Source organism: Saccharicrinis aurantiacus (genome assembly GCF_947489045.1).
Taxonomy (GTDB): domain Bacteria; phylum Bacteroidota; class Bacteroidia; order Bacteroidales; family Marinilabiliaceae; genus Saccharicrinis; species Saccharicrinis aurantiacus.
This window is the reverse complement of sequence record NZ_CANLCN010000010.1, coordinates 93,032-108,039: the sequence shown is the minus strand read 5'-3', so window position 1 is coordinate 108,039 and position 15,008 is coordinate 93,032. Positions and strand designations below refer to the sequence as shown.

General features: G+C 35.2%; 13 protein-coding genes. 12 read left to right on the top strand and 1 reads right to left on the bottom strand.

Translation table 11 applies throughout. The features are described from left to right. Positions 1–13 precede the first annotated feature (13 nt). The gene (gene glsA / locus QMO11_RS12945; RefSeq protein WP_282037665.1) at positions 14–850 is read right to left on the bottom strand and encodes a lyso-glycine lipid O-acyltransferase GlsA; all 837 of its coding nucleotides are present in this window, start codon (positions 848–850) and stop codon (positions 14–16) included. Between the two features lie 331 nt (positions 851–1,181). Between glsA and QMO11_RS12940 the strand changes: the two genes are divergently transcribed. The 12 genes from QMO11_RS12940 (at position 1,182) to ftsA (ending at position 14,946) form a co-directional block, all read left to right on the top strand. Then, positions 1,182–1,646, top strand: a complete 465-nt coding sequence (locus QMO11_RS12940) for a division/cell wall cluster transcriptional repressor MraZ (protein WP_075602052.1) — start codon at positions 1,182–1,184, stop codon at positions 1,644–1,646. A 3-nt stretch (positions 1,647–1,649) separates the two neighbouring features. Then, a complete protein-coding gene (gene rsmH / locus QMO11_RS12935) occupies positions 1,650–2,555 on the top strand; it encodes a 16S rRNA (cytosine(1402)-N(4))-methyltransferase RsmH (protein ID WP_075602053.1) in 906 nt (301 codons plus the stop codon). Next, positions 2,552–2,926, top strand: coding sequence for an FtsL-like putative cell division protein (locus QMO11_RS12930; protein WP_075602054.1), 375 nt, complete (start codon positions 2,552–2,554; stop codon positions 2,924–2,926). The genes rsmH and QMO11_RS12930 overlap by 4 nt, the downstream gene beginning before the upstream one ends. A gap of 8 nt (positions 2,927–2,934) precedes the next feature. Continuing rightward, complete coding sequence (locus QMO11_RS12925; RefSeq protein ID WP_282037664.1) at positions 2,935–5,046, top strand: penicillin-binding protein; 2,112 nt, start codon at positions 2,935–2,937, stop codon at positions 5,044–5,046. Further along, complete coding sequence (locus tag QMO11_RS12920; protein ID WP_282037663.1) at positions 5,046–6,500, top strand: UDP-N-acetylmuramoyl-L-alanyl-D-glutamate--2,6-diaminopimelate ligase; 1,455 nt, start codon at positions 5,046–5,048, stop codon at positions 6,498–6,500. The genes QMO11_RS12925 and QMO11_RS12920 overlap by 1 nt, the downstream gene beginning before the upstream one ends. A gap of 10 nt (positions 6,501–6,510) precedes the next feature. After that, positions 6,511–7,743, top strand: a complete 1,233-nt coding sequence (gene mraY, locus QMO11_RS12915; RefSeq protein ID WP_282037662.1) for a phospho-N-acetylmuramoyl-pentapeptide-transferase — start codon at positions 6,511–6,513, stop codon at positions 7,741–7,743. Positions 7,744–7,748: 5 nt separating this feature from the next. Continuing rightward, on the top strand, positions 7,749–9,089 hold the full coding sequence (gene murD, locus QMO11_RS12910) for a UDP-N-acetylmuramoyl-L-alanine--D-glutamate ligase (protein WP_282037661.1): 1,341 nt from the start codon (positions 7,749–7,751) through the stop codon (positions 9,087–9,089). Between the two features lie 9 nt (positions 9,090–9,098). Further along, the gene (locus QMO11_RS12905; protein ID WP_075602059.1) at positions 9,099–10,277 is read left to right on the top strand and encodes an FtsW/RodA/SpoVE family cell cycle protein; all 1,179 of its coding nucleotides are present in this window, start codon (positions 9,099–9,101) and stop codon (positions 10,275–10,277) included. A gap of 10 nt (positions 10,278–10,287) precedes the next feature. Beyond that, complete coding sequence (gene murG, locus QMO11_RS12900) at positions 10,288–11,397, top strand: undecaprenyldiphospho-muramoylpentapeptide beta-N-acetylglucosaminyltransferase (RefSeq protein ID WP_282037660.1); 1,110 nt, start codon at positions 10,288–10,290, stop codon at positions 11,395–11,397. Continuing rightward, on the top strand, positions 11,397–12,776 hold the full coding sequence (gene murC, locus QMO11_RS12895) for a UDP-N-acetylmuramate--L-alanine ligase (protein WP_282037659.1): 1,380 nt from the start codon (positions 11,397–11,399) through the stop codon (positions 12,774–12,776). The genes murG and murC overlap by 1 nt, the downstream gene beginning before the upstream one ends. A 102-nt stretch (positions 12,777–12,878) precedes the next feature. After that, positions 12,879–13,610 (top strand): cell division protein FtsQ/DivIB, encoded by a 732-nt coding sequence (locus QMO11_RS12890; RefSeq protein WP_075602062.1) that lies wholly within the window; start codon positions 12,879–12,881, stop codon positions 13,608–13,610. A gap of 4 nt (positions 13,611–13,614) precedes the next feature. After that, positions 13,615–14,946, top strand: a complete 1,332-nt coding sequence (ftsA, locus tag QMO11_RS12885; RefSeq protein ID WP_075602063.1) for a cell division protein FtsA — start codon at positions 13,615–13,617, stop codon at positions 14,944–14,946. Positions 14,947–15,008: the final 62 nt, after the last annotated feature.

The following is a 15,008-nucleotide window of genomic DNA, read 5'->3' as shown; positions in this document are numbered from 1 at the left end:
TTAAAATGCAAAATTAATTTAATTTCGGTAACCTATATGTTGTTTCTTTTATTTTTTCTGCCCATTTCTTTGCGCTATCTCCATTTTCTAACTCTTGCCATTTAATTGGTTTGCCGAAACTGAAGTTTATTTTTTTTCCTTCTTGTTTAAACATTTCATCTACCAAGTATAGCATTTCTATATTAGCTTTTATGCCGAGTTTGCCTCTTAGGCGTGCAAGGTTATAAAAGAATTTGGAGTTTTGGGCATCAATGTAGACGGGAACGATATCTCTTTTGTATTTAATCGACTTTTTTACAAATGCTGCTTTCCATTCAAGGTCTTTAATTACGCCATTGTTTTTTCTACTCACTAAGCCGGCAGGAAAAAATAATACCTGAGACTCAGAGGCAAAAGTGCTTTCAATTTGTTGGGCCGCACTTCTTGCTTGGCTGCCGTGTTTATTTATAGGTATGAAAATGTCATTGAACCTACCAATATGTAGAAGGATATCATTTACTGGGAATTTTATATTTTTAAAAAAACGTCCCATAATGTTCATGAATATGATTCCATCAAGCCCTCCCAAAGGGTGGTTTGCAACAAATAAGTACCGTCCTGATTTGTCTATTTTATCTAAGTTTATTGAGTCGTAGCTAACGTTGAACTTTTTTGTGCAAGCTTCGCCAAAGTCTACTCCATATAAACCTGGATTGTCATTTAGCAGGTCATTCAGTTCATCCTGATGTGTTATTCTTTTTACGTATGATAACACGAATTTGGGTATCCATTTATATAAGCCTGGATTCTTTTCTTTAAAAATCCTATCTATATCTAATATTTTTGTTTTAATAGTACTTCCTTGTTTCATTTGTAAATATTCTATCAAATAAATTAAGAGATAGTAAGGTCGTGTTTTAACACGACCTTACTACGTCAAAATTACCATAAGGTTATCGGCAAAGATAATGTATTGAGCGTATCTGTGGTTATTTTTTCGAGATATTGCTTTGTGCTGCATTAATTAATTTGTTGATTATGTATGATGTTGGCGTATTGAGTAGATATCAGTATTGGTATAACTCAGAATCTAAATATGTATTTATAGGGAAAACTTATCAACAAGTGGAATAAAGTGGGTGAAAGTGGTTGATAATGGTTGGTAATTTTTTTATTTTTACAAAAAAAATACCTAAAACGTAATGTCCACATTTATAGGTGATTTTGTTTCAAAAATTGACACCAAAGGTAGGGTGGTGTTGCCTTCTGTATTTAAAAAAGCTATGGTGGCTTTAAATGTGGAGCGTTTTGTGGTGCGTAAAGATTTGTTTGAACCTTGCTTGGTTTTAATGCCTTATTCAGAGTGGGAGTTAGAAATGGAGGATATTCGGTCTCGTATAAATCTTTATAATAGAACTGAGAATAAATTCTACCGTCAGTATTTTAGGGGTGCGGCAGAAATTAATTTGGATGCAAATGGACGAATGCTTATTCCAAAACGTTTGTTAGAGAAAATTGAATGTCCTAAAGAACTTGTTATGGTTGGGGTGGATATGAAGATTGAGTTATGGAGTAAGGAGACTTATGAGAAGGATGAGATGAGTGAGGAGGATTTAGCTAAAATGGCTGAAACAATTTTAGGAAGTAAATCAAATTTTGAAGGGTAAGTTATGGAAGACGTATATCATATACCAGTATTATTGAATGAGTGTTTGGATGGATTAAATATTGATCCGAATGGGTATTATGTAGATGTAACCTTTGGTGGAGGCGGACACAGTAAAGAGGTGTTAAAGCGTTTAGAAAATGGTAAGCTAATTGTCTTTGATCAAGATGAGGATGCTTATGCCAATCGGCCAGATGATCCTAACTTAATATTTGTACAGCATAACTTCAGATATTTAAAACACTTTTTAAAATATTTAAAGATAGATAAGGTAAATGGAATTTTAGCTGATCTAGGTGTTTCGTCGCATCATTTTGATACGCCAGAACGTGGTTTTTCATTTCGCTTTGAAGGTGCTTTGGATATGCGAATGAATCAAAATGCTAAAATCAAAGCATCGGATATACTTAATGAGTATGAGGAGAATGATCTCTTCCGAATTTTTAAGCAGTATGGCGAAATTAAACATGCTGGTAAATTGGTGCGAGGTATTCTATCAAAAAGAGCAGAATCGCAATTCGTTATGATATCTGATTTGCTTGAGGTTGTAGAACCATGTGTACCAGCTAGAGATAAAAATAAGTTTTTGGCTAAAGTGTTTCAGGCATTAAGGATAGAGGTTAATGAAGAGATGGATGCCTTAAAGGAAATGTTACGTCATACTAATGATGTGCTAGCTGAATCTGGACGTTTGGTTGTGATATCTTATCATTCATTAGAGGATAGGTTGGTTAAGAATCATTTAAAAACCGGAGATCCGGATAAAACACAGCCTGATAAAGATTTCTATGGTAAAAGTGAAGTTCCATTTAAACTAGTGAATCGTAAACCAATTCTACCAACAGAAGAAGAGTTGGAGCGTAATACAAGATCAAGAAGTGCCAAGTTAAGAGTTGCTGAAAGAATATGAATAGTGCAAAAAGTAAAGATCAAGAATTTGTAGGTAGTGGTGATGAGCGATTAAGACGGTTCTCATTACGCGACCTAATTTCAGGGAGGTTCTTTACGCGTCAAATTGTAGTAAAGCAATTGCCATTTCTTGGTTTTTTGAGCCTATTGGCATTCTATTATATATCTAATCAGTTTAAGGTTGAGAAATTATTGAAAGAAAATGCCAATCTAAATAAAGAGATACAAGAGTTAAGAATTGAAGCAATAACTACTTCTTCAGATTTAATGTATATCAGTAAGCAATCTGTTATTCTAGATAAAGTTAAAGAAGCAGGGGTTGAACTTGAGGAACTAACAGAGCCTCCACGACGTATTAAAATTAATAATTAGTTAGATTAATGACTATTAAAAGAGACATAACTTGGCGTGTAGGGGTAGTTTATTTACTCCTAGTTGCTGCGGCTATATTTGTTTTTGGTAAGGTTGTTTATCTGCAGGTAGTTGAAGGCGAGGAGTGGAGAGAGATGCAATCGCATTTAACCAATCGCGAAAAAAGTATTGAAGCCAACCGAGGAAATATATTAGCATGCGATGGTCGTAAATTGGCTTGCTCTGTTCCAAGTTATCGTTTGCATATGGATATGAAAGCAAATGGCTTAACGGATGAAATATTTAATGCAAATATCGATAGTTTAGCATATTGTCTTTCTTCATTTTTTAAAGATCAATCAAAAACTTACTATAAACGTAAACTAATTGCAGCTCGTCAAAAGGGGTCTAGATATTACCGAATACACAGACGAAGAGTTTCTTATACCGAGTTAAAAGAGATAAAGCAATTTCCGATATTCCGCTTAGGGAAAAATAGGGGAGGGTTTATAACAGAACAAATTGATAGAAGAAAATTGCCTTTTGGCATGTTGGCTTCCAGAACTATTGGGAAGTTATACGAAGAAAAAGAAAAAGGTGGAATGATTGGCCTTGAGCGTGCGTTTGATAATGAGCTTAAAGGTAGGGAGGGATTAAGTGCTTATACTAGAATTTCCGGCAGGTGGGTTCCTGAAGAAATCATTGCGCCGAAAAACGGATTAGATATTCAAACTTCATTAGATATCGATATTCAGGATGTTGCTGAAAAATCGTTAATGAAGCAGCTGAATAAGTACGAAGGCGGTCACGGTTCAGCCATTGTTATGGAAGTGGAAACCGGTAAAATTAAGGCCATTGTAAACTTGCACAAAACGAGCAAAGGTAAATACATTGAAGATCATTTTAATTATGCAATTGGAGAAGCTACAGAACCTGGGTCAACATTTAAGTTGGCTAGTTTTATAGCAGTATTAGAAGATGGCTATATCAATTTAGAAGATTCAATAGATACTGGCAATGGTAAAATGAAATTCTACGATAGGTGGATGCGCGATAGTCATAGAGGCGGATTTGGGAAAATTTCTTATCAGCAAGTATTTGAAAAGTCTTCAAATGTGGGTACTTCAAAAATGATCGTAGATCACTATAAGAGTGATCCGAAACGTTTTGTGGAACGTTTGTATTCAATGGGTTTAAATAGGCAGAATGGCATTGAAATTAAAGGAGAAGGTGAGCCAATGATTAAGTACCCTGGATCTAAGTCGTGGTCGGGAGTTTCTCTTCCTTGGATGTCGATTGGTTACGAAGTGAAAATGACACCTCTGCAAACATTAACCTTTTATAATGCAGTGGCCAATAACGGTAAGATGGTAAAGCCTTATTTTGTTACGGGTATTTACGAGCATGGTTCTTTGAAGAAGGAATACAAACCAGAAATAATAAATCCATCTATTTGCTCTTTACCAACTATTGAAAAGGTGCATGAGATGCTCGTTGGAGTTGTTGAAAATGGAACAGCAAAAAATATTAGAAATAGTAATTATAAGATTGCTGGGAAGACAGGTACCGCTCAAGTTGCAAAAGGTTCAGGAGGTTATAAGGGTGGTTCTGGAGTAGAATATCAAGCAAGTTTTTGTGGTTATTTTCCTGCTGAAAGACCTAAGTATTCTTGCATTGTTGTGGTTAAAGGCTTATCGAGCAAGGGATATTATGGCAATATTGTTGCCGGATCCGTTTTTAAGGATATTGCTGATCGAGTGCATGCTTCTGGTTTCGATATGGCAGAAGAAGTAGTTGAAGCAATGCCGACATCCGGAGTTTTACCTTACTCCAAGGGAGGCACTAAAAATGATTTACTAACTGTGTTTACAACCATAAAAGCACCAATAGATGGCAAGGAGGTTGAAGCAGACTGGATTTCAACCCTAGCCCAGGAGCATAAAATTAATTTTAGTCGAAAATCCTTTTCAAATGGTTTAGTACCTAATGTAAAAGGTATGGGCGCTAAAGATGCAGTTTCTTTATTAGAGAATGTTGGTTTAAAGGTAATCGTATCTGGCAGGGGTAAAGTAACTCAGCAGTCTGTAAGTGCAGGATCAAGAGTAGTAAAGGGTAAACAAGTTTTTTTAAAGTTAAGTTAATGAAGGTTTCATCTATATATAACTGTACCGAGGTTATCAACATAGTTGGTGATGATTCTGTGGTATTTAATAATATAATTTTCGATTCGCGTAAAGTGGCCGAGAATGATTTGTTTGTGGCTGTAAAAGGTTATTCAGTTGATGGTCATCAATACATCAGTAAAGCCATCGCTTTAGGATGTTCTGTTGTGATTTGTGAACAAATGCCTGATGAAGAGTATAAGAATATAACCTTTGTTTTAGTGAAGGATAGTTCGATTGCTTTAGGCCAAATAGCCTCAGCTTACTACGGAAACCCTTCTTCAGAATTAAAAATAATTGGGGTTACAGGAACTAATGGTAAAACTACTATTGCTACTTTGTTGTATCAATTGTTCGCACACCTAGGATATGAAAGTGGTCTGTTGGGAACGGTAGCAAATTATATAGGTTCAAAGAAATTAAGTTCTACGCATACTACTCCCGATCCGGTAACATTAAATGCGTTGTTACGCGATATGGTTGATGCTGGTTGTGAGTTCTGCTTTATGGAGGTGAGTTCTCATGCTATCCATCAAAATAGAATTGCAGGAGTCAATTTTAAGGGTGGAGTATTTACCAATATAACACATGATCATTTAGATTATCACAAAACTTTTTCTGCTTACATAGCGGCTAAAAAGGCCTTCTTCGATAGCTTGCCAAAAAATGCATTTGCCATTACTAACGCCGATGATAAGAATGGGATGATAATGATGCAAAATTGCAAAGCTCAAGTTAAAACATATTCTATTCGTGCCATGGCCGATTTCAAGGCTAAGATTATTGAGAGTATGATTGAAGGAATGCAACTGCAGATTAATAATAAGGAGTTATGGACTCCATTCGTGGGTAAGTTTAATGCGCAAAATTTACTAGCAGTATATGGCGTAGCATTGAGTCTAAATCAGGAAGAGGATGAAGTATTACTGGCCATAAGTAAATTAAATGCTGTTGATGGCCGATTTCAAACTATCCGATCAAATAATGGAATCACTGCTGTAGTTGATTATGCGCATACACCAGATGCATTAATTAACGTAGTAGAAACCATTAATCAGATTAGGAATACTGAACAATACTTAATTACAGTAGTAGGAGCAGGCGGAGACAGAGATGCTACCAAACGACCAGAAATGGCAAAAGCAGCTGTTTCGGGGAGTGATAAAGTAGTGCTTACTTCGGATAATCCACGATCAGAGGATCCTCAGGCAATCATTAATGATATGATGAAAGGTGTTGATGGTGCAGATGGATTAAGAGTATTATCGATTGCCGATAGAAAGGAAGCCATAAAAACGGCATGTATACTCGCTAAGCCGGGTGATATAATTTTAGTGGCAGGTAAAGGTCACGAGGATTATCAAGAAATCAATGGGGTAAAGTACCCTTTTGATGATAGAGAAATTATTAAAGAAATATTTGAACTGATATAATTACAACAATATGTTATACTACTTATTTGAGTTTTTCAATGAACTTGACGTACCTGGAGCAGGTATATTTAAATATATTTCTTTCCGTTCAGGATTGGCTGTAATTACATCATTGTTAATAAGTACTTTCTTTGGCAAGTATATTATTCAATTATTGCAAAAAAAGCAAATTGGCGAAATAGTAAGAGATCTTAATTTGGAAGGTCAGTTTGCAAAAAAAGGAACTCCAACAATGGGTGGCCTAATTATAATTGCCTCTATTTTGGTTCCAACTTTATTGTTTTGTAAACTCGATAATGTATATGTAATACTAATGATAGTATCTACACTATGGTTAGGTACAATTGGCTTTTTAGATGATTACATTAAAGTATTTAAAAAAGATAAAGAAGGATTAGCTGGTAGATATAAAATTGTGGGACAAGTAGGTTTAGGCTTAATTGTTGGCTTAACACTATCTTTTAGCGATTCGGTTGTGGTACGCGAAAATGTGGTTGGCGAAACTATTCAAGTTCAGTTAGAAGATGGAACAAGTATTGAAAAGCAAGTTACCAGAGATGTGAAATCAACTGCAACAAGCATTCCTTTCTTAAAGAATAATAGATTTGATTATGCTTGGTTCGTTTCTTTTTTAGGCGATAAGGCAGCCTCATGGGCATGGATTGTTTTTGTAATTGCGGTAATCTTCATTACTACAGCAGTATCTAATGGGGCCAATATGACGGATGGTTTGGATGGCCTGGCAACAGGGACATCGGCAATTATTGGTACTACTCTTGGTATATTAGCTTATGTATCCTCAAGTGCTTTATGGTCCGATTATTTAAATATCATGTTTATACCACACTCTGAAGAATTAGTGGTTTTTATGAGTGCATTTATAGGAGCAACCATTGGCTTTTTGTGGTATAATTCATTTCCGGCCCAAGTTTTTATGGGAGATACTGGTAGCTTAACTCTTGGTGGATTAATTGCAGTATTTGCTATTACAATTCGTACAGAGTTACTAATACCAATTCTTTGCGGAATTTTTATGGTGGAGAATTTGTCAGTTATGATACAAGTGTTTTGGTTTAAATACACCAAAAAGAAATATGGCGAAGGCAGAAGAGTTTTCTTAATGGCGCCTTTGCATCATCATTATCAGAAGAAAGGATATACGGAATCTAAAATTGTTACTAGATTTTGGATTGTGGGTATTATGTTGGCAGTATTAACCATTGTTACGCTTAAAGTTCGATAAACAATATGGGAGTTGATGTTGTAATATTAGGTGCTGGAGAAAGTGGAGTTGGGGCTGCATTGTTAGCTCAAAAACTGCAGTTGTCAGTTTTTGTTTCTGATTTGTCTGAAATCAAAAGCAACTACAAAGCTGAGCTAGATGAGGCATCAATTGCTTACGAGGAAAAAAAGCACTCTCAGGATATTATATTATCAGCCAAAACTGTAGTTAAGAGTCCTGGTATTCCTGATACTGCACCATTAATAGTGGAGTTAGCAAAAATAGGAATTCCTGTAATTTCAGAAATTGAATTTGCTGCAAAGTACACATCATCAAAGTTTATATGTATTACCGGAAGTAATGGTAAAACCACTACGACTTTATTAATTCATCATTTGTTAAAGAATGCCGGGATTAATGTTGGGCTAGCCGGAAATATTGGACAAAGTTTAGCCCGCCAGGTGGCATTCGGAAATGAGGTGGATTGGTACGTGCTTGAGTTAAGCAGTTTTCAATTAGATGGTATGTATCAGTTTAAAGCTGAGGTTGCTGTGTTATTAAATATTACTCCAGATCATTTAGATAGATATAATTATGAGATGAAGAATTATGTGGATTCTAAATTTCGAATTATACAAAATCAAACCGATAAAGATTATTTTATCTATTGTTCAGATGATGAAACCATAACTCAAAAATTGGAGGAGATTGAATGTAAACCTCAAAAGTTAGCCTTCTCGGCTAATCAATTAGAGGGTGATGGTGGCATTTATAAAAATGGGACCCTTATAGCTCAGTTAAATGGTAAAGCTTTAGAAATACCATTCGAGGGATTACAAATTAAGGGGGTGCACAATGCATACAATGCACTTGCAGCTAGTTTAGTATCATTAATATTAGAATTAAAGAATCAGGATATACAAGAAGGATTATGCAGTTTTTCTGCAGTAGAACATCGATTAGAGGAAGTGAGAATTGTTAATAAGGTTGTTTTTATCAATGATTCAAAAGCAACTAATGTGGATAGTGCATGGTATGCCTTGGAAAGTATAAATACCCCAATTGTTTGGATAGCAGGTGGTATTGATAAGGGCAACGATTATTCACAATTGAAACATTTGGCTTCGGAAAAAATAAAAGCTTTGGTTTGTTTAGGAACCAATAATGAAAAGTTAACCTCAGGTTTTAAGGATTGTATTGACACGATAGTAGAAACCGACAATATTGAGGAAGCAGTTAAACTTGCATCTGATTTAGCTGTTGAAAACGAGACTGTTTTGTTGTCGCCGGCTTGTGCTAGCTTCGATTTATTCACGAGTTACGAGCAGAGAGGAAATCTTTTTAAAGAGTATGTGCGAAAGTTATAAGTTGTAGTAATGGGAATAAAAGCAAATTTACAAAAGTACTTTAAGGGCGATCCTATTTTGTGGGGCGTTATTGCTATTCTTGCGGCCTTTTCATTGTTAGCAGTTTATAGTGCTACAGGCTCACTTGCTTATAAGTATCAAGAAGGTAACACCTACCACTACATGTTCAAGCATTTGGCATTTTTAGTTGGAGGTGGGGTTATTATATATACAATTCACCTTATGGATTACCGAATATTTGCAAAGTTTGCAACGGTATTTCTTTGGGTATCTATTACACTTCTGTTTATTACATTATTGGTTGGTTCTAATTTAAACCAAGCATCACGATGGTTAACCGTTCCTGGAATAGGAATCTCCTTTCAGCCTTCAGAGTTAGCAAAGCTTGCGTTAATTACATTTATAGCGCGCACCCTTGCTAGATATCAAGATGAAGATGGCGCTATAGATGCATTTAAGCCCATTATGGTTTATGTGATGATAGTTTGTGGTTTAATTGTAAAAGAGAATTTGTCCACAGCAATGTTGATTTTTCTAATCAGTTTTATTATGATGTTTATTGGTCGCGTACCAATTAAAAAATTATCATACGTGATGTTGGCGGGTTTCGGAATTGTGGCTTTTATGTTGTTTTTAGCACCTAAATTGCCCTTCTTTCATCGTGCTAAAACATGGAGTGCAAGGGTTGAAAGGTTTATGAGCGATGATGATACGCAATCCGAAGGTAATTATCAATCGCAACAAGCACAAATGGCTGTTGCCACAGGAGGATTGTTTGGTAAAGGGCCGGGTAATAGTCAACAACGAAACTTCTTACCACACCCTTATAGCGATTTTATTTTTGCCATTATAGTTGAAGAGTTTGGTTCTTTCGGGGCCTTAATTATTATAATGTGTTACATGGTATTCTTGTATCGGGCAGGAGTAATTGTTAGGGCAAGTTCCAGAACTTTTCCTGCATTTTTAGCTATTGGACTGTCATACTTGCTGGTATTTCAGGGCTTTATAAATATGGGAGTGGCAGTTGGTATATTGCCAGTAACAGGACAAACGCTACCGTTGGTAAGTATGGGGGGAACCTCGATTTTGTTTACATGTGTGGCTTTGGGAGCCATATTAAGTGTGAGCAGAAATAATATTGAAGAAGCTGAAGAATTAAAAGCAGAAAGCGTAAAGCAAACCGTATAGTTACTTTTTTATGACAAAAGATAATTCGAAAATACGAGCAATTATAAGTGGAGGTGGAACAGGGGGACATATTTTTCCGGCTATTTCTATTGCCAATGAACTAAAGAAACAAATCTCAAATATTGAGATTCTGTTCGTTGGTGCTGAAGGTAAAATGGAAATGGAGAAAGTACCTGCGGCTGGTTATAAAATAGTAGGGCTTCCAGTGGCTGGTTTTCAACGCAGATTAACGCTTAAAAATGTAAGCTTTTTTTATAAGCTTTTTGCAAGTATGCTAAAGGCCAAAAAGGTTACAAGAGAATTTAAACCCAATGTGGTAATTGGAGTTGGAGGTTATGCAAGTGGCCCTGTATTAAGGGTAGCCACAAATAAAAATATTCCTACTTTAATTCAAGAACAGAATTCTTTTCCAGGAGTTACCAATCGTATTTTATCAAAAAAAGTTAGTAAGATTTGTGTGGCTTATCCTAGCATGGAGAAATTTTTCCCTCAAGAAAAGATTGTTTATACAGGTAACCCTATTCGCCAGAGTTTGCTCGAAGGAATTACTCGCGAACGTGCGGCTCGTTATTTTAATTTAGATCCAAATAAGAAAGTTGTTTTTGTTACAGGCGGTAGTCTTGGGGCGCGAACAATTAATGAAGGAATAAAAAAGTATATAGATCAGTTTACACAGAATGATATTCAGTTAATATGGCAAACGGGTAAATATTATTACAAAAGTATCATGGAGGAAGTATCAGAAACTGAATCCATTAAAATTATGGCATTTGTTGATAATATGGAAGCTGCATTTGCTTTGGCAGATATTGTGGTTTCAAGAGCAGGCGCTTCTTCAATTTCAGAAATGTCAGTGCTGCAAAAGGCTGTAGTTTTTGTTCCATCACCCAATGTGTCGGAAGATCATCAAACAAAAAATGCGAAAGCCTTGGTGGATAAGAATGCAGCATTGATGATTGCGGATAAAGATGCGGTTGAAGTTTTAGTTCCAGATGTGATAAAGTTAGTTGAGGATACAAAAAAGCTATCCGAATTAAAAAACAATATAGCTCAATTTGCAATGCGTAACGCGTCAAGTTTAATTGTAGATGAAGTGTTAGCCCTAGTAAAAAAGAAGTAATGAATTTAGAAAAAGTAAAAAGTGTTTTCTTTATTGGTATTGGTGGTATTGGCATGAGTGCCTTAGCACGCTATTTCCATGCCAATGGTTTTATTGTATCAGGTTATGATAAAACAGAAACAGTTTTAACTTCAGAACTAATCACTGAGGGAATTGCGATTCAGTTTAATGATGCAATTGAGGAAATTGCTCCTGAATTTTTAAACTCGGCTACAACACTAGTGGTATATACTCCAGCTATTCCCAAAGAACATAAGCAGCTAAATTATTTTGTTGATAATGGTTTCGAAGTAAAGAAGCGTTCGCAAGTATTAGGGATGCTTACCGCTGCGCATAAAGGCATTTGTGTTGCCGGAACGCATGGTAAAACCACGGTATCAACCATGATAGCGCATCTATTAAAACAATCAAAAGTAGATTGTAGTGCTTTTCTAGGAGGTGTATCTCAAAACTATAAAACCAATTTGTTGCTATCAGATACATCCGACTATGTTGTTTTAGAAGCAGATGAATACGATAGATCATTTTTGCAATTACAGCCGTATTTTGCATTGGTAACTTCCATGGATGCTGATCATTTAGATATTTATGGAACCGATTTAGAGATTAAAAAATCATTTCAAGATTTCGCATCTTTAGTTAGAGATGGTGGTGTTTTATTAGTTAGTCATAAGCTAAATAAATCAATAAATTCAAATAAAGGAGTTCAAAAATTAACCTACTCTTTAGATGATGAAGAAGCCAATTTTTATGCTTCGAATATTGAACTCAAGAATGGTAAATACTGTTTTGATTTAAATACGCCAGAGGGATTATTCAAGCAGTTAACTCTTGGGATTCCAGGATTGCTTAATGTTGAAAATGCAATAGGCGCTTTGGCATTAGCTGTTTTATCAGGAGCACAGCATCAAGAATTGCAGGATGCCTTACTGAATTTTAAAGGAATAAGAAGACGGTTTGATTACCAAATTAATACCGATGATTTAGTGTTGATTGATGATTATGCGCATCATCCTGAAGAAATTAATTCAACATTAAGTTCGGTTAGAGCACTTTATCCAAATAAAAAGATAACGGGTGTATTTCAGCCGCACTTGTATAGTAGGACAAAAGATTTTTATAAAGAGTTTGCTAAAAGTCTTAGTCAGCTTGATGAATTAGTGATGCTTGATATATATCCAGCACGTGAATTACCTATAGAAGGTGTCAATTCAGAAATGATTTTAGATTTGGTTCAGCTCGATAAAAAAATGGTGAGTACAAAAGACGATTTATTTGATCATATCAAGGCTTTAAAGCCGCAAGTTATATTAGCTATGGGGGCTGGCGACATTGATAAGGAAATACAAAAGTTAGTAAGTAAGTTTAAGGAAAACTGAAATAGCAGTAATTAAAAAATAACATATAGAATAGTACCTTAATTATAAGGGCGATAAGAAGTTAATTTTTATATTTAAAATGTCTAAAGGAATTGGTTATTAATGGTTGCAAAAATTAAAAATATTATTTTGTGGGTGGTGGTAATTGCTTACTTCCCAATTTTATTTGCATTTATTTCGGTAACAAAATCTAAACAAGTTTGTACGGGAGTAAGTGTGGCTGTTGTTGATAGTACTAATGCCGCATTTGTAAACTCTAACCAAATTAGTGAAGTAATTCTTAAAAAATACCCCAATTTATTGGGAGGCAACACTAAGTCGATAAATTGTGAAGATATTGAATCCTTTTTAATCAAACATGAAGCCATTAAAAGCTGTGAAACATACAGGACTATTGAAGGTAGGTTAAATGTATTTATTGAACAACGAAAGCCTTTGTTAAGAGTATTTTCGGGTTATAAGTCGTATTATATTGATGAATTTGGTAAATCAATGCCACTGTTTGACCAATATACGGCTAGAGTTTTGGTTTTAAGTGGTCATGTGAATAATTTAGACAGCTTAACAGAAGTAATAGAATTTGCTCAATTTATTTCAAATGATACGTTTTGGAATGCACAAATTGAACAAATATATGTTGAAAAGAATGGAGAGTTTTCTCTTGCTCCAAGAGTAGGAGATCAAAATATATATTTAGGATCGTTAGAAAACTATCCTATCAAAATGAGAAATTTATACGCTTTATATACCAAAGGTTTACACCCTAGAGAATGGAATAATTATAAGAGTATAAATTTACAATACGAAGGTCAAATCATTTGTACAAAACGCTAATATTATGAGTAATTCGTCCAATTTAATTGCAGCAGTAGATATAGGTACCACAAAGATTGTAGTTGTAGTTGGAAACGCTGAACCCAATGGTAAGATAAATATTATTGGAGTTGAAAAGGTGCCATCAACAGGTGTGAAACGTGGGGTTGTATTAAATATAGATCAAACAGTTAGTGCGATCAAAGATGTTATTTCCATAATCGAAAATAAATACGAACTTACCCTAAGTGATATTTATGTTGGGATTGCGGGTCAGCATATCCGAAGTTGTCAGAATAAGGGGTATAAGTACATCGATAACAATCATGAGATTACACAACTAGATGTTGATTCTTTATTTCATGAAAATTATAAGATTCCGTTAAATCCAGGTGAAAATATACTTCATGTAATAGCCCAGGATTATGTTGTGGATAATGAACCAGGTGTTCGTAATCCAATCGGAATGTCGTGTCGAAAGCTAGAGGCAAATTATCATATTGTAATTGGACGAAAGGCATCTGTTAATAACATTGAAAAGTGTATTAACAGAGTTGGCTTAAAAATTAACGATATCATTTTAGAACCTATAGCATCTGCTACAGCAGTATTAACTGAAGAGGAAAAAGAAGCTGGCGTTGTGCTTGTTGACATTGGTGGTGGTACCACGGATGTTGCTGTTTATGTTGATGGTTTAATTCGTCATACTGCAGTAATTCCATTAGGTGGACAGGTGGTTACTTCTGATATAAAAGAGGGTTGCGCTGTGCTTCTGAAGCAAGCGGAAGCTTTAAAGGTACAATATGGTAGTGCACTGGGTGATCAGGAGCGTGAAGATATGGTGGTTACTATCCCTGGAATTGAAGGATGGGAATCGAAGGAAATATCTTTCAAATCTCTGGCTTATATTATTCAAGCACGTATGGAAGAAATTATTGATTATGTGATTCAGCAAATCGAAATTTCTGGAATGTATGATAAATTGGGTGCTGGTATTGTAATTACCGGAGGAGGTTCTCTTTTAAAGAATCTATCTCATTTGGTTAAATATCGAACCGGTTTAGAAGTGAGAGTTGGCTTACCTAATAAGTTTATTCAAAATCAGACTGACGATTTTGCAAAAATACCAATGTATTCAACTAGTATAGGGATATTATTGTCAGCGGTAGAAAACCCTGTAAAACAGGTGGTAGAGCAGGAATTATTTCCGGATATTGAGGTTGAACAGAAACCTATTACAACTGCCCCTCGTAGGGAGAAAAAGAAAAGAGAGAAGATTGAAACAACAGGAAGTCTTTTCGGAACACTTAAGAATCAAATAGCAGGTATATTTGATGAGAAAGACATGGAAATGTAAGTTTATTTGATAAGTGTGATTTTGTATTATTTGTGAAATAGAGAGTTTGAAAATTAAGCGAT